At 62.7% G+C, this 21652-nt stretch carries 20 protein-coding genes; 8 read left to right on the top strand and 12 right to left on the bottom strand.

Going from position 1 to position 21652, the window contains the following annotated elements:
- Positions 1-7 precede the first annotated feature (7 nt).
- The 4 genes from ACWKWE_RS03410 to ACWKWE_RS03395 all read right to left on the bottom strand — a co-directional run bounded on the left by ACWKWE_RS03410 (position 8) and on the right by ACWKWE_RS03395 (position 3969).
- Positions 8-874 carry a substrate-binding periplasmic protein gene (locus ACWKWE_RS03410; protein ID WP_483849629.1) on the bottom strand — a complete coding sequence of 289 codons (867 nt, stop codon included), beginning with the start codon at positions 872-874 and terminating at the stop codon, positions 8-10.
- Entirely contained in the window at positions 864-1655 is a 792-nt protein-coding gene (locus ACWKWE_RS03405) for an ABC transporter permease (RefSeq protein WP_483849628.1), read from the bottom strand. The genes ACWKWE_RS03410 and ACWKWE_RS03405 overlap by 11 nt, the downstream gene beginning before the upstream one ends.
- Positions 1656-1657: 2 nt before the next feature.
- Complete coding sequence (locus ACWKWE_RS03400; RefSeq protein ID WP_341957803.1) at positions 1658-2527, bottom strand: ABC transporter ATP-binding protein; 870 nt, start codon at positions 2525-2527, stop codon at positions 1658-1660.
- Positions 2528-2940: 413 nt separating this feature from the next.
- Positions 2941-3969 carry an ABC transporter substrate-binding protein gene (locus ACWKWE_RS03395; RefSeq protein WP_401148158.1) on the bottom strand — a complete coding sequence of 343 codons (1029 nt, stop codon included), beginning with the start codon at positions 3967-3969 and terminating at the stop codon, positions 2941-2943.
- 591 nt (positions 3970-4560) lie between these two features.
- Here ACWKWE_RS03395 and ACWKWE_RS03390 point away from each other — a divergent pair.
- From ACWKWE_RS03390 to ACWKWE_RS03375, 4 genes are all read left to right on the top strand, one after another.
- Positions 4561-5934 carry an LLM class flavin-dependent oxidoreductase gene (locus tag ACWKWE_RS03390; RefSeq protein WP_483849627.1) on the top strand — a complete coding sequence of 458 codons (1374 nt, stop codon included), beginning with the start codon at positions 4561-4563 and terminating at the stop codon, positions 5932-5934.
- Between the two features lie 59 nt (positions 5935-5993).
- A complete protein-coding gene (locus tag ACWKWE_RS03385; RefSeq protein WP_483849626.1) occupies positions 5994-7220 on the top strand; it encodes an acyl-CoA dehydrogenase family protein in 1227 nt (408 codons plus the stop codon).
- Positions 7221-7392: 172 nt separating this feature from the next.
- The gene (locus tag ACWKWE_RS03380) at positions 7393-8370 is read left to right on the top strand and encodes a sensor histidine kinase (protein ID WP_483849625.1); all 978 of its coding nucleotides are present in this window, start codon (positions 7393-7395) and stop codon (positions 8368-8370) included.
- Between the two features lie 211 nt (positions 8371-8581).
- The gene (locus ACWKWE_RS03375) at positions 8582-9556 is read left to right on the top strand and encodes a GlxA family transcriptional regulator (protein ID WP_483849624.1); all 975 of its coding nucleotides are present in this window, start codon (positions 8582-8584) and stop codon (positions 9554-9556) included.
- 24 nt (positions 9557-9580) lie between these two features.
- On the opposite strand, the gene ACWKWE_RS03370 is transcribed toward ACWKWE_RS03375, so the two are convergent.
- Genes ACWKWE_RS03370 through galB form a run of 3 tightly spaced genes read right to left on the bottom strand, consistent with a single transcriptional unit; the run spans position 9581 to position 12110 of the window.
- The gene (locus tag ACWKWE_RS03370) at positions 9581-10660 is read right to left on the bottom strand and encodes a 4-oxalomesaconate tautomerase (RefSeq protein WP_483849623.1); all 1080 of its coding nucleotides are present in this window, start codon (positions 10658-10660) and stop codon (positions 9581-9583) included.
- A gap of 2 nt (positions 10661-10662) precedes the next feature.
- Positions 10663-11379, bottom strand: coding sequence for a 4-carboxy-4-hydroxy-2-oxoadipate aldolase/oxaloacetate decarboxylase (locus ACWKWE_RS03365; RefSeq protein WP_483849622.1), 717 nt, complete (start codon positions 11377-11379; stop codon positions 10663-10665).
- Entirely contained in the window at positions 11376-12110 is a 735-nt protein-coding gene (galB, locus tag ACWKWE_RS03360) for a 4-oxalmesaconate hydratase (RefSeq protein ID WP_166594407.1), read from the bottom strand. The genes ACWKWE_RS03365 and galB overlap by 4 nt, the downstream gene beginning before the upstream one ends.
- Before the next feature lie 157 nt (positions 12111-12267).
- On the opposite strand from galB, the gene ACWKWE_RS03355 reads away from it, so the two are divergent.
- From ACWKWE_RS03355 to ACWKWE_RS03340, 4 genes are all read left to right on the top strand, one after another.
- On the top strand, positions 12268-13473 hold the full coding sequence (locus tag ACWKWE_RS03355) for a LysR family transcriptional regulator (protein WP_483849621.1): 1206 nt from the start codon (positions 12268-12270) through the stop codon (positions 13471-13473).
- Between the two features lie 199 nt (positions 13474-13672).
- Positions 13673-14971: an MFS transporter gene (locus ACWKWE_RS03350; RefSeq protein WP_483849620.1), complete on the top strand. Its 1299-nt coding sequence runs from the start codon at positions 13673-13675 to the stop codon at positions 14969-14971.
- 120 nt (positions 14972-15091) lie between these two features.
- Positions 15092-15832 (top strand): SDR family NAD(P)-dependent oxidoreductase, encoded by a 741-nt coding sequence (locus ACWKWE_RS03345; protein WP_483849619.1) that lies wholly within the window; start codon positions 15092-15094, stop codon positions 15830-15832.
- 31 nt (positions 15833-15863) lie between these two features.
- On the top strand, positions 15864-16700 hold the full coding sequence (locus ACWKWE_RS03340) for a CmcJ/NvfI family oxidoreductase (protein ID WP_483849618.1): 837 nt from the start codon (positions 15864-15866) through the stop codon (positions 16698-16700).
- 397 nt (positions 16701-17097) lie between these two features.
- Here the strand turns inward: ACWKWE_RS03340 and ACWKWE_RS03335 are convergent, their stop codons facing one another.
- The 5 genes from ACWKWE_RS03335 to ACWKWE_RS03315 are packed head-to-tail and all read right to left on the bottom strand — an operon-like array spanning position 17098 to position 21552.
- A complete protein-coding gene (locus ACWKWE_RS03335; RefSeq protein ID WP_483849974.1) occupies positions 17098-17826 on the bottom strand; it encodes an ABC transporter permease in 729 nt (242 codons plus the stop codon).
- Positions 17827-17858: 32 nt separating this feature from the next.
- Positions 17859-19058: an ABC transporter substrate-binding protein gene (locus ACWKWE_RS03330; RefSeq protein WP_483849617.1), complete on the bottom strand. Its 1200-nt coding sequence runs from the start codon at positions 19056-19058 to the stop codon at positions 17859-17861.
- Positions 19024-19878, bottom strand: coding sequence for an ABC transporter ATP-binding protein (locus ACWKWE_RS03325; protein ID WP_483849616.1), 855 nt, complete (start codon positions 19876-19878; stop codon positions 19024-19026). Before ACWKWE_RS03325 ends, ACWKWE_RS03330 begins: the two co-directional genes overlap by 35 nt.
- A complete protein-coding gene (locus ACWKWE_RS03320) occupies positions 19875-20945 on the bottom strand; it encodes an acyl-CoA dehydrogenase family protein (protein WP_483849615.1) in 1071 nt (356 codons plus the stop codon). Before ACWKWE_RS03320 ends, ACWKWE_RS03325 begins: the two co-directional genes overlap by 4 nt.
- Before the next feature lie 46 nt (positions 20946-20991).
- Positions 20992-21552, bottom strand: a complete 561-nt coding sequence (locus ACWKWE_RS03315) for a carboxymuconolactone decarboxylase family protein (protein ID WP_166594399.1) — start codon at positions 21550-21552, stop codon at positions 20992-20994.
- Positions 21553-21652 lie beyond the last annotated feature (100 nt).

The following is a 21652-nucleotide window of genomic DNA, read 5'->3' as shown; positions in this document are numbered from 1 at the left end:
GTACGGATCAGTGACACACCAACCCATCGCTGATCTTCATGCTATCGACCAGAAACGCATTGCTGTGCACATCCCAAGCCTTCGCCTGCCCGCCGTCGGTCTGCCAGTCGCGCAGTCCCGCTTGTAGCAGGCGCAGGCTTTTCGGGTCAGGTTGGGACAGGTAGACCCGCGCATCGCTGCTGGCTTCGAGGGTTTGCGGCAGCATACGGTAGAAGCGCCAGTCGGGGGTTTGCAGGAGGCTGGTGAGGACTGTGCGTTCGTCGGCCAGCAACTGGCAGTCGCCCGCCATGAACGCTGTGGCTGCCCGAATCCCGGACACGTAGGTTTGGACCTGCGCGCCTTTCGTTTGCAACGTGTGGACCCATGGGCTGCCATTGGCCACGCAAACGGTCTGACCTTTGATTGAGGTTTGCGGCGCGTTGCGCAGGCTGAGCAACGCGCCCTTTTCATACGCCGATGGCACGTCGCTCAGGGCTGCCCGTTGTCGCTCAAGCCCCGGAATATCGAGGCTTCCGGCGATCACCGCGTCCACTGCGCCGTTGCGCAAAAAACCCGCGACGTCCTGTGCCGGGATCGCTGTCAGCTCAACCTTCACCCCCAGATAACGGCCCAATGCGGTGGCCAGTTCGCTGTCCATTTCATCCGGCTCAGACACGAGCGCGTCAGTGGTGTAGGTCGGCCGCGGGTAGCTGCGCACGCCGATGCGCAACACCTGCCGGGCCTGCGCTTGCAGCAATACCGGGCCCGGGCCCTGTTCGGCGCCATCGATCATCGGCAACAGCCAGATGGCGCAGACCGCCCCCGCGCCGATCAACCCGGCCAGGCTCCAGCGAATCCAGCCTCCGGTGAACGCTGCGGCGGTGTCAGCCCGCATGTTTCAACCCACGGCGCCAACGGGTGAAGCGACGCTCCAGCAGCGCCAGCAGGAAGTTCAACAACAACCCCACCACCGCCAGCAGCAGAATCCCCGCGTACATGCTCGGGATCTGGAACACCTCCTGCGAATTGAGCGTCAGGAACCCCAGCCCGGAATGGGCGCCGATCATCTCGGCCGCCACCAGCGCAGTGATGCAATAGGCGCCCGCCAAACGCACCCCGGTAAAGATCGACGGCGACGCCGAGGGCAGGACGATTTTCAGGAACAGAAAACGGCGGTTGGCGCCCATCGACAGCGCCGAGTTGATCAGCAGGCTGTCCACCTGTTTGACCCCGCTGATGGTGCTCAACAGGATTGGCCAGAACGACGCCCAGAAGATGATCGCCACTTTCGACAGTTCGCCGATGCCCAGAAACAGGATGAACACGGGAAACAGCGCCAGTGCCGAGGTTTGCCGGAAGAACTGCAATAAGGGGTCGAGAATCCGCTCCAGCCGCGCAAACCAGCCCATCAGCAGGCCCAGCGAAATGCCCGTGACGATGGCCAACGCGAGGCCTGCCAGAGACCGGATCAGACTGGCCTGAAGGTGTTTGAGCAGCGCGCCATTGCCCGCCATGTCGACGATGGCGCCCAGCACAGCGGACGGCGGGCTCAGGTAGCCGGGGTTGACGATGCCCAGTCGCGGCAAGGCTTCCCACAGCGCCAGAAAGGCCAGAATGCCGATGGAACTGTCCACCGCGCGGCGTGAGTGTCGGGACCAGCGAGACCACGCATTCATGCTCAGACCCCCACCCGATAGCCACCGAGCCGGGCGACCTGCTGCCAGCTTTCATGACGGGCGGCTTCTTCGACCTCCGCCGCATCCGGAACTGCATTGCCCATGCCTTCGCGCAACGACGCCCACGCCCGCTGACGCAGATGAACGAAGGCATGGCTGTTGCGCAGTTGCGGCAATCGGGGACGTGGCAGGTCGATGTCGATGATCTCCTTGATCCGGCCAGGGCGCGGGGTCATGACCGCCACGCGATCAGACAGGAAGATCGCTTCGTCGAGGCTATGGGTGATGAACACGATGGTTTTTTTGTGCAGGTCCCAGATGCGCAGGAGTTCGTCCTGGAGCGTTTCGCGGGTTTGTGCGTCGAGGGCAGCGAAGGGCTCGTCCATCAGCAGCACGTCAGGTTCGTAGACCAGCGAGCGGGCGATGGCCACGCGTTGGCGCATGCCGCCTGAGAGTTCGTGCGGGTAGCGGGAGGCGAAGCCCGTCAGGCCAACGAGGTCGAGGTATTCGCGTGCCCGTTCCCGTCGCTCGGTTTTGCCGACGCCCCGGATCTCCAGCCCCACGGCGATGTTGTCCAGCACCGAACGCCACGGCAGCAAGGCATAGCCCTGAAACACCACGCCCTGATTGCGGTTGATGCCCTGCAAGGGTTTTCCGTCGATCTCCAGCGTGCCGCCGGTTTTCTGCGCGAGCCCGGCGAGGATATTCAGGTAGGTGGATTTGCCGCAGCCGGACGGGCCGAGGATCGACAGGAACTCGCCTTCGCGCACTTGAAGATCAAAGTCCTTCAACACCTCGACCCGCTCGGTTTTGCCTGATTCGTCCTGCGCCTGGTATTCCATGTGCAGATTAACTGTGGAGATTTTGTGCACTGATGCCTCTTCTGTCCTTTGTAATGACCACCCCCTTTCATTGGGTGAACACCGGTTCTTTGTGGGAGCGAATTCATTCGCGAAAGCCAGGACAGGCGATGAAGAGGCGTCGCGTGAACAATCTTTCGCGAATGAATTCGCTCCTACGGGTAATTTGCGTCAAGGCAGGCACACATGCATCGCCCGACCCACTGCCTTCGCGGCCGTCGTAACCTCCGGCTGCTCCCACAGGTTCGGTGTCGGTCGCAGACCTTGAGCACGACGCCCTCTTCACTGTGGGAGCGAATTCATTCGCGAAGGGGGTTCAGACAATGAAGATTTCTTGGCTGTACCGGCCCTTTCGCGAATGAATTCGCTCCTACAGGTTTTGCAGCGGCTGCGTGACCGGGGGAATCCATGCCGACGCCCTGCGCTCAAGCTTTCGCCAGCGCATTGAACGCATTGGTGTACACGTCCTTCACGGCCACTGCCCCGGGCTTGATCTTCTTCTCGTTTTCGAGGATGTCGATGTAGTACTGAATGGGCGGTTCGGTCACCACCAGGTCATCGACGTAGGCGTAGCGCTCCACCAGCTCCAGCGGCGTGCCGATGCGTTGGGAAACGATCTTGCGCGCCTCGTCAGGGTTGGCATTGACCCAGTTGGCGGCCTTCGCAATCGCGGTGACGAAATCCTGCGTGGCCTCAGGGTTTTCCCGGATGAACTTGCCATAGCCGCTGTACGGCGCCATGCCGCCCAGGCCTTTGTCGAGGTCGTAGTCGCTCCACAACTTGCGCAGTTCGGGGTTGTGTTCCGCGCCGCCGGACGCTGGCGGGTGAATGATCGCGATGTCGACGTTGCGGGTCAGCACGGTCTGTTCGCCCTGGTTATCGGGCACGACCACCCAGTTGATTTTGTCCACGTCCACATCATGCTCACGCAGGTATTTCTTGGTCACGAACTCGGCGCAGGCCCCAAAGCTGTTGAAGCCCACGGTTTTGCCTTCCATGTCCTTGGGCGTGAAAATCCCCGAATCGGCCCGCACGAAATACTTCATGTGAGGCGCTTCCTGCAGGGTCTTGCCGCCCGCCGCGACCACCTTGAGGTCGAGGCCGCTGGCAATCGCCGAAATCACCAACGGCACCATCCGCGAACCGAAGTCGATTTCACCGGTGCCGACCAGCGGGATGATCTGCGGCGCGGCAATCTTGCCGATGTAATTCGGCCGGGTGCGGGTGCCCTCGAAATAGCCCAACGAGTCGGCGAGGTACACCAGGTCGAACGACGGGTTGTCCGGGTATTTGAAGCTGACCACCTGATCCGAGCGGTTCTTGATCACGGCAGGCGCAGCGTTGGCGGTTTTTTCCGGCTTGCCGCAGCCTGGGAGGATCATCCCGGCGGCCGCCGCCGTGCCCAATAACGCCACCTGTTTGATAAAAGCCCTGCGGCTGTTAAGCGTTTCCATGACGAGCGTCCTTGGTTATTCAAATCTTCGAGACAGGCACGCGTTATTCATGAACGGCAGGCACTGTTTAAATAAGAGGCTATGGCCGGAGCGACAATAATGAGGCGATGGATTCAGCGTCAATTGCCACTTGAATATTGGCTATAACGTTTTCAACTAAAGTTATGCCAGCTGTTATCTGCAATGCCTTAGTTCGCAACTCCGATGAAATGACCGGTCAACGGTGAGGCCTGTGCAATCCCTGTCGCCGTTAAGGCGGCCTGCTAAGGGATGCGGCTTTCCGCCACCGCGCACGCGAATAACACCGCGCAAGACAAGTGTTGATCCAGCAACAGTCAAACAACAGATACCCTCTTCTTGACACACATCAATTCGAAGCTGCGTTTAACGAGCCTGGTTAAATACTGATGTATTGCGCCTTTTAAATAACGGCCCTTTTACGGCACAGCCCTTGCAACTTCATGACCTCTACTGCGCACCGCTTAATGAATGACCCCACGAACACCTGCCTGTTTTATTCCCTGCATGATAAACAGGCGCGTGCCATTAACGGACGCTGGCTGAATACTCACGATTGCACGGAGTCATCCCATGAGCACACGCACTGACACCCTGAAACTCGGCCTCTTCCTGCGTGCCACCGGGCACCACATCGCGGCCTGGCGTGACAACGGCTCTCAGGCCGACGCAGGCGTCCGCCTGGACCACTTCATCGACCTTGCACGCAAGGCCGAAACAGCCGGGTTCGACACACTGTTTCTCGCCGACAGCGTGTCCGTGCGCGGCATCGACGCGCCGACCTTCGACCGGGTGATCGCGCCGAGCTTGAGTTTCGAACCGCTGACGCTGCTGTCCGCGCTGGCAGTCGTCACCTCGCGCATCGGTCTGGTGGCGACGGCCAGCACCAGCTACAGCGAGCCGTTCAACCTGGCGCGCCAGTTCGCCTCGCTGGACCAGATCAGCGGCGGTCGCGTCGGCTGGAATCTGGTCACCAGCAGCGACCCCGACGCCGCGAAGAACTTCGCCAAGACCGCCCAGGGCCAGCAGCCTGCCCACGCCGACCGCTATAGTCGGGCGCGGGAGTTTCATGAAGTGGTGCAGAAACTCTGGGACAGCTGGGAAGACGACACGCTGCTGCTGGACAAGGAAAAAGGCGTGTTCCTGGACCGCACCAAGCTGCACCGCGCCGACCACCACGGCGAGCATTTCCACGTGCGCGGGCCGTTGAACGTGCTGCGTTCCCCCCAAGGCAAACCGGTGTTGGTGCAGGCGGGGGCGTCTGAAGACGGACGTGATCTGGCAGCGGCCACCGCCGAGGCGATTTTCGCCGCGCACCAAAGTCTGGCCGATGCACAGGCGTTCTACAGCGACATCAAATCCCGCGCTGCCGTGCTGGGCCGCAAACCCGAGCACATCAAGATTCTGCCGGGGGTGACCATCTTCACCGCGCCGACCTCCGCCGAAGCCCATGCCAAGCATCAGCGGCTGCAAAATCTGGTACACCCGGAAGTCGGCCTGAGCCTGCTGTCCGGCCTGCTGGGTGGGGTCGATCTGTCCCATTTGCCGCTGGATGGCCCGCTGCTTCAAGACCTGCCCGCCACCAACGCCTCGAAGAGCCGTCAGCAGTTGATCCTGCAACTGGCCGCCGAAGGCCTGAGCATCCGCGAGCTGTACCTGCGCCTGGCCGGTGCGCGGGGGCACTGGACGCTGGTGGGGTCGCCGGAAGAAGTCGTGGACCAGTTGCAGGCGTGGTTCGAAGGCTACGGGGCCGACGGCTTCAACATCCTGCCGCCGACCTACCCCGAGGGACTCGACGATTTCATCGCGCTAATCCTGCCGGAACTGAAACGTCGCGGGCTGGTGCCGCAAGACGGCCCCACCGGCAACACCCTGCGCGAGCGTCTGGGCCTGCCCTTCCCCGCGCACCCGGCGACCTTGCTTCGTGAGCCGTCGATTGCCGTTTGATTTCCAAAAAACCATGAGGCGGACGCCTCCTGATTCATTTTTGTACAGAGAGTTTGACCATGGCGCATCAAGTCAACGCAGCCTGGGGCGCAGGCCCTTCCGCCCGCTACGAACAACTGGCCGAGCGGTTTCGTCCGCTGTTTGCCAACCTGCGCGAAGGCGCGATCAGCCGCGAGCTGGAGCGCCGGTTGCCGGTCCAGGAGCTGCAACTGCTCAAGGCCTCGGGTTTCACCGCCGTGCGGGTGCCGAAAGAATACGGTGGGCTGGGCGTCACTTTGCCCGAGCTGGCCAACCTGCTGATTGAGCTGGGCGAAGCCGATTCCAATCTGGTGCAGGCCCTGCGCGGGCATTTGGGGTTCACGGAAAACCTGCTGAACAGCCGTGACGAAGAACGGCGCAAAGTCTGGTTCGAGCGGTTGGTGCGCGGCGAAACCGTGGGCCCGGCCACCGGCGAAGTCGGCGACACGCCGCAATCGCACCTGCATTCGCGGCTGTATCTGGACGGCGAGCAGTGGCGCATCGACGGCAACAAGTTCTACACCACAGGCTGCCTGTACAGCGAATGGATCGACGTGGCGGTCAGCGATCACGACGACAAACGCGTGTTCGTGACCGTACGCCGTGACGCGGAAGGCGTGGAGGTGGTGGACGACTGGAACGGCTTCGGCCAGCGCCTCACCGCAAGCGGCACCACGCATCTGCGCGGCGTAGCGGTGGACACGCGGAACATCGTCAGCGTCGAGGACAAGTTTCAGTATTCCCCGGCGCTGTATCAAATCGTGCACCTGGCCAACCTTGCCGGGATCGGTCGTGCCCTCAGTGGCGAAGTGGCGGCTGCCGTGGCCAAGCGCACCCGCAGTTTCAGCAATGGCAATGCGTCGCGGGTGGCCCAGGACCCGCAGGTCTTGCAGGTGGTGGGCAGTCTGCGCGCGGCGGCCTACAGCGCCGGGGCCATTGTGCTGAAGACCGCCGAGGCCTTGGAGCGGGCGTATCAGGCGCGGCTCACCGGTGATGCCGAGGCCTTGAAGAAAGCCGTGGACATCGCCGAGCTGGAGATTGCCCAGTCGCAAACCATCGTCAGCGACTTGATCCTCGACGCCAGCTCGCGGATGTTCGACGCCCTCAGCGCGTCCGCCACGCTGCGCCCGCTGGGTCTTGACCGTTTCTGGCGCAACGCCCGCACCCTCACCTCCCACAACCCGCGCATCTACAAGGACCGCATCGTCGGCGACTACGCGGTCAACGGCACGCCGCCACCTGCGCAGTGGAAAATCGGCGTGGCGTGATTCTTCAGCGCTGCGTTTCTGGATACGGTCTTGCCAATCCGGGGCACCAAGGGGACTGTAACGGCCATCAAGGTGCCCGATTCTGCCAAACGGGAACGACTTTCGTTTCGGCCCCGGATCGCTGCGTATACTCGGCGACGACGACACGAGGCGCTTTGAATCCGGGGGCTCGATGCCAGAAAAACGTTCACCTCAACGCGCTTCCAACGCCAGTGCCGGTGCAGATCAGCCCTGGTCCGACTACTACGACATGTCAATGCCCCCGGAGCAGACCGAGTCGATGTATCGGCTGATCCCCGACCCGCAGAGCGGCATCGCCATCACCCCGCTGCCGACGCCCTACCCGGCCCAGCACCTGGGCACGCTGGAACTCTGGGCGCCACACGCCCCCACCCCATCTCACAACGCCATTCTTAAACCCGCACCCGCGATCAGCCCGCAGGATGACTTCTCACGCAACGCGCATTTACAGGTGATGGGTGAGCTGACGGTGTCCATCGCCCATGAAATCTGCCAACCGCTGCTGGCCATCGCCTCCAATGCGTCGGCCTGCGTCCGCTGGCTGCAACGGGACAACCCGAATCTGGACGAAGCCATCGATGGCCTCAGCGACATCCGCAAGGACTGCGAACGGGCCGCCAACATCGTGGCAGCCCTGCGGGCTCTGGCCCGTCGGTCGCCGTGTACGCCGCAACCGGTCAACGTCAACGATCTGATTCACGAAGCCGCCCGCCTGCATGCGCCTGCGCTGACGCGGGCCGGGGTGGCGCTGAACACCGAACTCATGGCCAACCAGTCCGTGATCGCCGATCCGGTTCAGGTCCAGCAATTGGTGTACAACCTGATCGCCAACGCCCTCGAAGCCGTCGCCCAAGCCCCGATATCGTCGGGTGTGGTGAAAGTGTCTTCGGTGTCCTTGCGCGACGGCGTACAGGTGTCCGTAGAGGACAACGGCCCCGGCATCCCGGTGCAAGACCGACAGCAGATTTTCGGCGCGTTCTACACCACCAAGCCCAGCGGACTGGGCATGGGGCTGACCATCTGCCGATCCGTGGTCGAAGCCCACAACGGCAACCTCTACGCCGAAACCTCCGAACTGGGCGGCGCGATGATCCGGTTTCAACTGCCGGTAGGGTGCAAGAACCATTGAGGCCCCTTTCCACCTGACACGACCGAGGTGTCTGGTTTTACTGCGGGTTCCCGGCAGATAGCAGCAGTAGCAAACTCTCTGCGCACGATCTTGCTGGCACTCTCCCGATTCCGCTGTACCGGATTCCCTTCGATTTGCCCTACACTCCCGCCATGAAAGACCCGAGCCACCGGCCTGTGCCGGTCCGGCCCTGAAAAAAGGCGGTTGATGCATGCAAGACCCTTGTGCCCACAAGACCGTAGTGATGGTGCTGTTCAACGACGTGCTGATGCTCGACGTGACCGGCCCGATGGACGTCTTTACCCTGGCGAACCGCCTGCTCCCTACGGACAAGCATTATCACTTGCTCACTGTGTCCGACCGTGCGGGCCTGGTTCGCAGTTCGTGTGGCCTCAAGGTCCATGCCGACCTGCGCCTTGAGGACTGTCCCACCTCCGTTGACCTGCTTCTGGTTCCCGGCGGCCCGGGCGCCTACGGTGTCAGCCACCCCGCGCTGAACGACTGGCTGCCGGATGCCGTCAAAAACGCCCGGCGCTTCGGCGCGATTTGCACCGGCGTGTTCCTGTTGGCCGAGGCCGGGCTGATCGACGGCTATCGCTGCACCACCCACTGGAATTACGTCGAGCGCCTCGCCCAGCGCTACCCGGAGACGCGGGTCGAAACCGAACAGATCTACGTCATGGACCGCAATCTCATCACCTCGGGCGGCATCACCGCCGGTATCGACATGGCGCTGGCCGTCGTCGCCGAAGACCACGGCAAAGAGTTGGCCTTGGAGGTCGCGAAAATCCTGCTGGTAGTGATGAAGCGCCAGGGCGGCCAGACCCCTTATGGCCCCCTGCTGGCAGCGGTGCCCCGGGACGGCGGTGCCATTGCCAAGGTCCAGGCCTACGTCGTCGATCACATCGAAGAGCCTTACACCATTCAGCGCATGGCCGACCTTGCCGCCATGAGCGCCCGCAATTTTGCCCGCGCCTTTCAACGAGAAGTCGGCGTGACGCCCATGCAGTACGTGCAGAACGCCCGCATCGACCACGCCAGGAAACTGCTGGAAGCCTGCAACCTGCCCCTCAAGACCCTCGCCACCCGCTGCGGCTTCGGCAGCCCACGGCACATGCGCAAGGTATTCAGCGAACGGATCGGATTGTCGCCGAATCAGTATCGGCAGCAGTTCGGGGGAGAATGATAGCGTCGACGTGTGCTATCAGGATCAAGCCGGTTTCCACACGGTGGCAGGAATGCACACGCGGCCTTCGAACAACAGTCGAGCGGTGCGGACAATACCTCCGCCAAGCAGCTGCCCTTCAGACCGGTGGATCTCAGCGACGAAGTGCCCCGTGGGGTGTTCGATCTTCAGGCGCTGAGGGTCGGTGTCCTCCCGTTCCACGAAGTCATCGGCGACAGAGCCAGGCAGCAGACAGGCCGCCGCCACACTTACCGCGCCGAAGACACCAATGGCCGTGTGGCAACGGTGCGGGATGAACGATCGGGTGCAGATCGCGCCACCTTCACGGGGCACAGCAACCAAGACCATCTTTGGCACGTTGCGCTGACCGACCTCCCCGAGATTCATCAAAGGGCCGGCCTGGAGACGGATCGACTCCAGTCGCGCTTTAAGCGTCGCATCGGCATCGAGGCAGTGCGGGGTTTCGTGACCGCTCTTGCCCAGATCGCCTGCGCGGATCAGTACCACAGGCATGCCGAAGTCGATGCACGTGACCTCAATGCCGTCGATCACATCCCGCACCTGGCCAGTGGGCAACAAGGCGCCGCAACTCGACCCGGCGATGTCCTTGAATTCGACGGCCAGCGCAGCCCCTGTTCCCGGCACACCGTCAATCCGTTGATCGCCCGCGTAATCGACCTCGCCATTGGCCGTAGGGACGTGGATCACCGCCACCTGCCCGGTATTGACCATGTACACCCGCACCGGCGTCACACCCGGAGAGGCTGCGATCAACCCCCGCTCAAGGGCGAACGGTCCGACACCAGCCAGGACGTTGCCGCAATTCTGGCCGTAATCCACACGAGGCTCGTCCACCAACACTTGGGCGAACAGGTAATCCACGTCGGCATCTTCCCGTTCGGAAGGGCTGATGATCGCCACCTTGCTGGTCAGTGAATCCCCGCCGCCCAGGCCATTGATCTGCCGGGTATCCGGCGATCCCATTACGGCCAGCAACACCCGATCACGCACCTCCCCCGGCGCCGGCAGATCACTCGCGAGAAAATACGCGCCCTTGGAGGTGCCGCCACGCATGAACAGACAGGGAATGCGGGTTTGACTCATCGTCAGTGTTCGATCTCTTCCAGTCGGTCGACATACATCAGGCCTTTCTCCGCGAGACGGCCGCGCATGTCGTAGATGTCGAGGCCCAGTTCGCCATTGGCCAGCCTCACGCGTTTCTGCTCCTCAAGGTCTGCCCGCTTGCGCGTCGCGTCAAGCACCGGCGCCAGTTCAGCGTGTCGGACCACGACCACGCCGTCGTCGTCGGCGACGATGACATCCCCGGCATTGATCAACTGTCCCGCACAGATGATGGGTAAATTGACCGAGCCCAGCACCTCTTTCACAGTGCCTTGCGCGTGCACCGCGCTGGACCACACGGCAAATCCCATCTCGCGCAGGGTCTGTGTGTCGCGAACACCCGCATCGATCACCAACGCGCGTACACCCCGGGCCTTCAGCGACGTGGCCAACAGATCGCCGAAATAACCATCGGTGCACGGCGACGTCGGCGCGACGACCAGAATGTCGCCTTGCTGGCACTGCTCCACCGCCACGTGAAACATCCAGTTGTCACCCGGCGCCACCGACACGGTGACGGCAGTGCCGCTGACGCACACGCCCTGCTGAATAGGCCGCAACCGGCTGCTGAGTAAACCCTTGCGGCCTTGGGCTTCGTGCACGGTGGCGACACCGAAACGGCTCAGATCATCAATGGACGACGGGTCGGCACGGGGAATCTGACGCACTACGAAGCCTGATTTTCCAATCAAGTGACTCATGCCAGATTCTCCGTCACGCGCGGGAAGATGCTTTGATACCCCTCGCCATAGACGATGTCCCGCGCCGAGGTGATGCCCACGTTGCGCTTGGCCTGAACGCCCCGTTGCAGCGCGACCCGTGTGTAGTACTCCCACAGGTGTTCCTGACCCGCCATGCACTGGATGGCCGCGTATTTACGGTCCCAGACGCTGGTGATGTCCAGCAGCACATCGGGCCGCCATTCGCATTGTTCGGGCTGGTGCGGCTCGAAGCTGTAGACCGGTGGCGCGCCGACGATTTTCTCCCCCGGACGATACCCTTCTGCCTGGGCAATGATGCGAGCCTCTTGCGTCAGGTTCATGGCCAGCGGGTGATCGTAGTTGTAGGGGTCTTTCAGCGAATGGCTGAGCACGAAGGACGGCTGCACGCGACGAAACACGTCTGCCAGACGAAACAAGGTCTCCCGGTCGGCGCGCATCGGGTAATCGCCGATGTCAAAGAACTCGATGGTGGCACCCAGAATCTCGGCGGCAGCCAGCGCCTCGGTGCGACGGGCGTCTTTGACCTTGTCCTCAGTCATCTCGCCCTTGCGCCACAGCTTGGCCGACTCGCCCCGTTCGCCGAATGACAGACAGACGATGTGCACGGCGTAGCCCTGACTCACGTGCAGCGCGATTGAACCGCCTGCGCGCCAGACGAAATCGGCGGAATGAGCGCTGACGACCAGTGCGGTTTTCTGTGGGGTGACCATGTGGGATGAACCTCCTGCTTTTTTCCAGAGCATGTCACCCGTCGGGGTCGCGGAATAATGCGTTCAACCCATGCTGATATGCGTTTTACTTATTGCAAGGCACACTGATGCCCCGCATATTCCCGCCATTCGTGCCTTTCGGAGCGCCCCGCCCTCTATGTTCAGTGATGACCTCGTCAACCTCATGCAGGTCCGCGCCTTCGTCCGTGTCGCGCAGTTGGGCAGCGTGTCCAAGGCGTCGGAAGCCCTGTATCGGGCGCAGTCGGTGGTCACGCGGGCGATCTCCGAGCTGGAAATCGCACTGGGTGTGTCGCTGTTCGAACGCCACGTCAACGGCATGCGCCTCAGTGAATCCGGCGAACGGATTCTGCCCCGGGCGTTGCGCGTCCTCGACGAGTTGCAGACCGTGCCCCTCCTGCTCAACGCGGCGACCCCACTCATTGAGCCCCTGTACCTGTTTCAAGCGAGACGCCTGGAACTGTTCGTCAAACTCTGCGAAACCCGGCACATGCAGACGGTGGCCCGGCATTTCGGCCTGAGCCAGCCAGCGGTCAGTTCGGCGCTCAAGGTCATGGAAGGCGGCTGCGGCCAATCATTGTTCGAGCGCACGCCCAAAGGGTTGCAGCCCACCCGCGTCAGCCTCGAAATCCTGTTCCCCATCCGCCGCGCCCTTAATGAGCTGCGGCATATGCGTTCGGACATCACCGCCATGCGCGGCGCGCTGGAAGGCGTCGTGCACATCGGCGCCCTGCCCTTGGGCCGTACGCGAATCCTGCCCGAAGCCATCGTCCGCCTGACTGCCGAGCACCCCGGCATCCGGGTCATCACCAACGAAAGCCCCTTTGATTTCCTGGCCACGGAACTGCGTGTAGGAGACATCGATTTTATTTTTGGGGCCTTGCGCTCGGCGGACTATGCCTCGGACATGACCGGAGAAGCCTTGCTCGTCGAGGAAATGGTGGTTCTGGCGCGCCATGATCACCCGCTGAGTACGGGGCCGGTCGCCGTGCACGCGTTGGCCAATGCCCGATGGGTATTGCCCCGCGCCGGTTCGCCCGCTCGCCGTCTGCTGGAAGCCTGCTTCACCGAAGCGGGTGTACAGGCGCCATGGCCAGTGGTCGAAACCGCTGACATGGCCATCATTCGCGGTTTGTTGCTGCGCTCGGACATGCTGGCGGCGGTGTCCCGCCATCAATTGGAGCAGGAGATGGCCTCCGGTGAGCTCTGTCAGATCGACGTGCAACTGACCGGCACGGCGCGCCCCATCGGCCTGATCTACCGCAATGCCAGCCTGCATTCGGCGGCGGCCAATGCAGCGATGGGGGCGATCCGACACGTCGTGAAAGAAATGTCCGATCATTGATCAGCACGATTCGCTGCTGACTTTAGCGCTATCGCTTTTCTTTATTCGACAATCGACCGACACCTAAGAAGCCCCCGCAATCATTGGCGCAAAGGGTCCATAACCATAATCGCAGGCTCCATCAGCATTTCGCAGAGGCCTGCCTGCCCGTTCCGATTTAGCCTGCTGACGTCCTCCTATAAAAATAAAGGAAAGCACCATGCGACTGGGTTGGTATTCGGACTTGAACAAACAGGAGAAGCGGACCTATTGGGCCTGCTTCGGTGGCTTCACCCTCGATTCGATGGATTCGACGATTTACGCGTTGATGATGCCCGTGCTGATGACCGTGTTGGCGTTGAGCAAATCCGACGCGGGTCTGCTCGGCTCAGTCTCATTGATCGGCAGCGCCATCGGCGGTTGGGGCGCCGGCATGCTGGCCGACCGTTACGGCCGCATCAAAGTCATGCAGGCCACGGTCCTGTGGGTCGCGACCTTCACCTGCATGGCGGGGTTCTGCAACGGCTTCTGGTCGTTTCTGCCCGTACGCTTCCTGCAAGGCATTGGCTACGGTGGCGAAGCCGTCGTGGGCGCGGTGCTGATCAGCGAAGCCATCAAACCCGCCTTGCGCGGCCGGGTGGCCGCCTCGGTGCAAAGCGGCTACGCCGTGGGTTACGCCATCTCCCTGACCGTGATGCCCGTGGTGTTCGCGTTTCTACCGGAAGACATCGCGTGGCGCGCCTTTTTCGCCATCGGCGTGTTGCCTGCACTGTTGATCTGGTTCATCCGTCGCCTGGTGCCGGAATCTGAGGCGTTCCAGCAGGTGAGCAAGCAGTCGCGCAAGATCGACCTGCGGGTGATCTTCGGTGGCGAACACCGGCGCATCACGTTGATCAGCACAATCCTGGCCAGCGGAATCTTCGGCGCGGCGTACATCATGATCACCTGGCTGCCGACCTACATGCGCACGGTGCTTAACCTGCCCATTGCGTCTACGTCCGGCTACCTCGCGGTGAACATCATCGGCTCGCTGATCGGCCCGTTCGTCTATGGCCTGATCAGTGACTACATCAGCCGTGGCCGGGCCTTCATGCTGTTCCTGATCTGCCAGACGCTGGTGGTCTCGGTCTACATGTTTGCGCCGGTCAACATGACCGTGGTGTTGGCGTTGGGCTTATTGCTCGGCGCGTTCCAGGGTGGCCTCGCGTCCGGTTTGCCACTGGCGTTTTCCGAGCTCTACCCCACCCAGATTCGCGCCAACGGCGCCGGTTTCTGCACCAGCTTCGGGCGCGGCTTCGGCTCGATCATGCCCGCCGCCGTGGGCTTCGCCTCGACAGAAATGAGCCTGCCCGTGGCCATGGGAATCTTCGCGGTAAGCTCGTACCTCATCGCCTTCATTGCTGCTATGTGCCTGCCGAATGCCACGGGCGTGGACCTCAGCGACCACCCGGCGAGTGTCGTGAATGAGCCGTCCCCCACGGAAGCAGCGCTCCAGAAAACCCCAGCCGTTTTTCGGTGACCGCAGGGTTATCAGCGCTTAAAGCTAAATCCTAGCTATATGGATAGCGCTCCAAAGTCTATGGGGTCTTGGATCGGGGCAGGTAGAGTGGATTTCTATCGATCTCCGAGAGTGGATTCCATGTCCTCATCCATCGCGAAAGAAGTGGTCTGGATCACGGGTGTCGGCGCCGTCGAAGGCTTGGGCGCCGCCCTTGCCAGGCGTTTTGCCCAAGGTGGTTATAAGGTGGCGGTGAGTGGCCGCAGTCCTGAAAAACTCAACGCCGTGGTGCGCAGCATCGAAGCCGTCGATGGCGAAGCCCTCGCGTTGCCGGGCGATGCAGGCAGCGAAGCCGACACGCTTGCCGCCATCCAGCGCATCCGTCAGTGGGGTCCGTTGAAAGCCGCGATCTTCAACGTCGGCAACTCCGTGGTCGCGCCGACGCTGGAGCTGAGCACCGAACTGTTTGAGCAGACCTGGCGTGCGTCTACCCTCGGCGGGTTTATCTTCGCCCGGGAAACGACCCGGCTGCTGCTGGAAAACGGCGGCGGCACATTGCTGTTCACCGGTGCGACCTCCGCGTTGCGCGGCAAACCGCCCTTCGCCGCCTTTGCCGCCGCCAAGGCCGGGTTGCGCTCGCTGAGCCAATCGTTCGCCCGGGAATTCGGCCCGCAAAACGTGCACGTCGCGCATGTGGTGATCGACGGTGCGATCAATGGCGAACGCATCCGCAGCAACGCTCCGCAGCGTTTTGAACAACTGGGCGACGACGGCACGCTGGCGCTGGACGACATCGCCGACGCCTATTGGTACCTGCATTCGCAACCGCGCAGCGCCTGGACTCAGGAGCTCGACCTGCGGCCCTACAAAGAACCTTTCTGAAGCGCTTCGTCTCCACTGGAGGAACGTTCACATGGGCATTCATCAGCCAAACCTCGGCCCGGCGTCTGTCGTCGGCGAACTCAATTACCTGCTGGACGACGGCGTGCGGCCAGTCAATTACACCTGGCCGCAGCCCGATGGCCAGCCGCAACGCACCGGCACCCTGCAACCGACGCGCGTGGATATTCACAACGCGCGTTTGCTCAAGACCGCGCCTTTGCTGGACGCCCAAGGGTTTCAGCGGGTCGAACAGGCCAGTGCCGTGGCGGACCTGGAAGACGAGGCGCAGGTCGTGCAGCAGTATTACGCCGAAGCGGATGAGCTGTTGCGGGCACAGACCGGTGCGGTCAAAACGCTGATTTTCGACCACACGATCCGCGTCGATCAGCCAGGTCGTGAAGCGGCGGGCCTGCGCGAACCGGTGCGCTACGTGCACAACGACCAGACCGAGCGCTCGGCCATCCGCCGCGTGCGTGATCATCTGCCCGCCGACGAAGCCGAACAGCGCCTGCGAAAACGCTTCGCGATCATCAACCTGTGGCGCCCGATCGGCGGGCCTATCTTCACCACTCCGCTGGCCTTGTGCGACGCCAGCACGATGGACGCCGAGGACTTCATCCCCAGCGATCTGGTGTACCGCGACAAGGTGGGCGAGACGTTTTCCATCCGGGCCAATCCAAACCACCGCTGGTATTACTACCCGCAACTGCGCCCGGAGGAAGCGTTGCTGTTAAAGATCTACGATTCCAGAACCGACCTCAGCGCCCGGGCCGGCGCCCACACCGCCTTCGACGACCCCACCACCCCACCCAACGCACCGCCGCGCCGCAGTATCGAATTGCGGGCGTTGGTGTTTTTTGAGGAGTGAATCGCACACCCTGTAGCAGTCCGGCTTGCCGGCGGTGGCGTTTGTGAAATTGATCCCCCAGTTTGATTCGGATCAGCCCTGAAATTCGGAGGCGACACTGGACTTCTGTGGGAGCGAATTCATTCGCGAAAGATGGGCCAGGCGATAGAGATGTACGGGCTGTGCCGCCGCCTTCGCGAATGAATTCGCTCCCACCGTTGCGCCGGAGCCAGACCCCGAGACTCGTGGCGACACAGCCCCCTGTGGGAGCGAATTCATTCGCGAAAGATGGGCCAGGCGATAGAGATGTACGGGCTGTACCGCCGCTTTCGCGAATAAATTCGCTCCCACCGTTGCGCCGGAGCCAGACCCCGAGACTCGTGGCGACACAGCCCCCTGTGGGAGCGAGCCTGTGACCTCAATGCACCCACCGCCGATGCAGCCCACGGGCCAAGGCGTCGAGCATGAAGCCCAGCACCCCGATCAGCAGCACCATGGCCATCAATTCCGAGTACGCCAGGCGGTCGCGGGTGTCGAGGATGAAGTAGCCCAGGCCCGCGCTGACGCCGAGCATTTCGCACGGCACCAATACGATCCAGAGGATGCCGATCGACAACCGCACACCGGTCAACACATGCCCCAGCACGCCGGGCACGATGACCTTGGTCAGTGTTTCCCAGCGACTGGCGCTCAAGCTGCGGCTCAATTGCAGCCAGCGCGGGTCGAGCTGTTTCACCCCCGCCACGGTGTTCAACAGGATCGGCCACACCGCCGCGAAGGTCAGCAGAAAGTAGATCGGCTGGTCGCCCACGCCCATCAGCATCACCACCACGGGCATCCACGACAGCGGCGAGATCATGCGCAGGAACTGAAACGCCGGGGTGGTCGCCGCCTCCAGATTCCGCGAGCTGCCGATCAACAGGCCCAGCGGCACGCCGATCAGCAAGGCCAACAGCAACCCCACCAGAATGCGTTTCAGGCTCACCCACACGTGGCCGTACAACTCGGCACTGCCCAACAGCGTCCAGAGACTGGCGAGGGTTGCCTGCGGGGAAAACCGGGCCGACAGCCCCTTCGGATCGCCGAGCAGGTGAATGCCCAGCCACCAGACGATCAGCAGGCACAGCAGCCCGCCGATACCCAGCAGCCAAGGCCCGAGCGACGAGTGCTTGCGTGGCGTCAAGCGCTGTACTCCTCGTTCCGTTGAAAGCTCTCGGCGAGGCCGAAGGTTTTCAACCCGCCCACTGCCGCAATGCTGTTGCGCACGAAGCGGTCATCGACCAGATCCCCGGCGACGGTTCTCGGATCGAGGCTGGCGAGGAAACCCTTGTCACCTTCGATCAGCGTGTCTTTCAAGCGGCGCACCAGCTCCTCGGTGTAGCTCGGGAACGGGTAAGGCTGGAAATCGATGCGGTGCTCGTCCCATTGCGCGTGCTGAATGGCGCCGCTGGCGAGGTAGCCCTGCCGCTCACTCGCGGCCGGCGACAACACCCGATCCAGCACGGTCTGGGCGTGAGGCGTGTAACGGTTGGCGCCGTCCTTGGACAGCAGCTTCGCGGCTTCGGCGCGGTTGTCACGGGTCCAGACCTGCGCCTTGACGATGGCGTTGACCACCTTCTGCGACCACTCCGGCCGGTTGTTCAAATCGTGCTCGTGCATGAACACCACGCAGCACGCATGGTTGCGCCAGACGTCGCCGGTGAAGCGCTGCACGCGACCGACTTTCAGATCTTCGGCCAATGCATTGAACGGCTCGGCGACGATGTAACCGGCAATACGCTTGCTGGCGAGCGCGGGCGGCATGTCCGACGGCGGCAGCACCACCAGGTTCACCTCGTTGGCCGCGAGTTGTGTGCTGGCCGGTTTGCTCACCGGGGTCAGGCCGTTGTCGCGCAGCAGCTGTTGCACCACGACGTTGTGCACCGAATACCAGAAGGGAATGGCGATGGACTGCCCGCCCAATTGCTTGACGTCGGTAATGTCCGGGCCGACGGTCAAACCCGAGCCGCCAACGTGGTTCCACGCCACGACCTTGGCCGGGACCTTGCTGCCGTAGCGCGCCCAGACGGTCATCGGCGACAGCAGGTGAATCACGTTGACCTGCCCTGAAATGAACGCCTCGATGACCTGCGCCCAACTGCGCAACAGCACCGGACGCTCGGCCTGAATGCCTTCGGCTTCGAACAGGCCATTGTTATGGGCCACCAGCAACGGCGTGGCGTCAGTGATCGGCAAGTAGCCGATGCGCACCGGGGCATCCGGTTCGGCGGCGGCCCGGGCTTGCAGGCTGTTGAGCAGCGGCATCGCGCCTGCGGCGGTGAGCATCGCGCTCAGTTTCAAAAAATCACGACGGGTGTGAGTGAAGTCGTCCAGGCACATGGCCAATCTCCGGCGGTTCGAGCGATTCAGTTCGAGGGTGTGGGTTGCGGCTCGCCCGCCGAAGGGTTTTCAGAATGTCGACACGCAACGCGCCCATTTCCTCGACCAGCTCGGCCCGAGGCCGTGGCAGATCGATGTGCCACTCGCCCACCGTCCGCGCCGGGGTGTCGCCCAGTAGCAGGATGCGGTTGGAGAGCAGCAAGGCTTCGTCGATGTCGTGGGTGATCAGGATCGCGGCGGTGTCATGCCGCGCCGTCACGTCCAGCAGCAGCTGTTGCATGTCGGCGCGGGTCACCTCGTCCAGCGCCCCGAAGGGTTCGTCCAGCAGCAACACCAGCGGCTGACGCGCCAGACAACGGGCCAGCGCCGTACGCTGCGCCATGCCGCCCGACAACTGCGCCGGGTGATAGCCGCGCGCATGGCTCAGGCCGACTTCCGCGATGGCCTGATCGACTCGGTTTTGCCGTTCAGCCGCGCTCAAGGACGGCTGGCTGGCGAAATCCAGCCCGAAGGCCACGTTCTTTTCCAGGGTCAGCCATGGCAACAGGCTCGGGTCCTGAAACGCCACGGCTACCCGAGGATGCGGCCCGGTCAGCGGCTCACCCGCCACGTGGACGTCACCGGTGTGCGCAGTTTGCAGGCCCGCCAATACGCGCAAAAGGCTCGACTTGCCGACGCCGCTGGGACCGAGAATCGAGACCACATCCCCGGCGCGCGCTTCCAGGTCGAACTGCGCCAACACGTGCTGCCAGCCTTGCTCGCGGGCGTACCCCAGGCTGATGCCCCGGGCGCTCAACACGGGATTCGCGGACCCGTTCATGCCGCCGACTCTCGGGCCTGACGCTGCAACTCGCCTTGAAGTTGCACCAGGCTCGGCGTGACGATGGGGATGAACGCCGACTCGCGCCAGCGTCGGGCAAACGCGCTGCCGTGCTCATCGAGAAACGCCTTGCCGCCACTGGCTTGCAGCTCCAGTTGCACGGCGCTTGCGACGGACTGCGCCAAGGCGATGCGCAAGCGGAACAGCGCGGCGGCCTGGGTCAGAAAACGGCCATCGAGCAACCCGGCCTTGAGTCCGCTGATCACGGACTCCAGACGCTCGACCTGTTCATGATGTTCGGCGCTCAGCACAGAACGCGTGCCGTCGAGGTGACGTTTGACTTCGTCCAGTGAACGCCGTGCTAGGCCAATCGACAAGCCGCATTGCAGGCCGAGAAAGCCGGGGCGCACCGCTGGCAGAAACTGCTTCGCATCGGGGTGCAACAGCCAGTCGCGGGACAGTTCGATGTCACTGAACTCCAGCGCTGCCGTGTTGCTCGACTGCAAGCCCATGAGCTGCAAGTCTTCTGACCGACGCAGGCCGCTCGCGGTCGAAGGGATGGCCATGACGAAGGGCTTTTTCCCCGCCTCGCCCTCAATGGCCGCCGCGACCACGAAACTCTGTTTGCGCAGGTTGGTCACCCAGTGCAGGCGGCCTTCCAGTGACCAGCCGTCTGGGTTTTCAGTGCCGCGTACTTGCAGGGTTTCGATGCCGGATAAAAACTTCATTGCGTTGGAGAGCCCTGTGGCCCCCGCCAGCGAACCGTCGAGCAGCGCGGGCAGCAGGGTTTCCCTCAATCGCGCATTGGGGCTGTGCAGCAGGTATTCGATGAACGCCCGTTGCCCCCAAAACACGAACGCCGCCGTCACCGAATGGGTCGCGATGGCCGCCACGGTCTCCACCGCGTCGGCCAGCGTGCCGCCTGAACCGCCGTCTTTCCGGCCAATGCCGACCCGCATCACCCCGGCGTCGGCCAGTTGCGGCAGCACGGACTCCGGATCGCACTGGCCGAGATCCAGTGCCTGGGCGTGCGCATCCAGCCAGTGGCCAAGTACCGAATCCACCATGAGAGCTCTCCTTATCTGTCTTTCATTCATGCATCGACGCCCGCACTCACTGCGCGGGACGTTGCCATTGGTATTTCTCAAGTTCCGGGTTGAGCTCGGTCTGGGCGAACACGTTGGCGAAGTTGCACAGGGTCGCCAGGCTGACGCCGAGGATCACTTCCAGTGCATTGCCTTCGCTGTAACCTGCCCCTTTGAACGCGGCATAAGTGGTGTCGGACACGTTGCCACGGGTGGCAATCACTTCACGGGCGAAAGCGGCCAGTGTTTCGAGCTTCGCCTCGGGCAGGGCGGAACCTGTGCGCAGAGCCTCGACGACCTCCGGGGCCAGACGTGCCTTGTTCAACCCCACGGCGGTGTGGCCCGCGACGCAGAACGAGCAGCCATGACGGGTCGCTGCGATCAGTTGCACCACTTCCCTTTCGGCCAGACTTAGCTCAGCCTTGCCATTGATTGCCGAGACGGTCAGGTAGGTTTCGAGCGCGGCCGGTGCATTGGCCAGCACGCCGAGCAGATTGGGCAGATATCCGTTGGCCTTGAGCGCGTTTTCCAGAAAGGGTTTGGCGGCTTCAGGCGCGCTTTGCAGGGTTTGCACGGTGACGCGGGACATGTTGGACTCCTGTGGTAGAGGGTCCGACCAGTGTGTTGGTTATAAAAATTTCACTCCATATTCTAAAGTAGCGATTACTTGCTCCTGAGTGTTTCCATTA

Source organism: Pseudomonas salicis (assembly GCF_057128705.1).
Note: the sequence above shows the minus strand (reverse complement) of the source record. Positions and strands in the feature narration are given on the sequence as shown.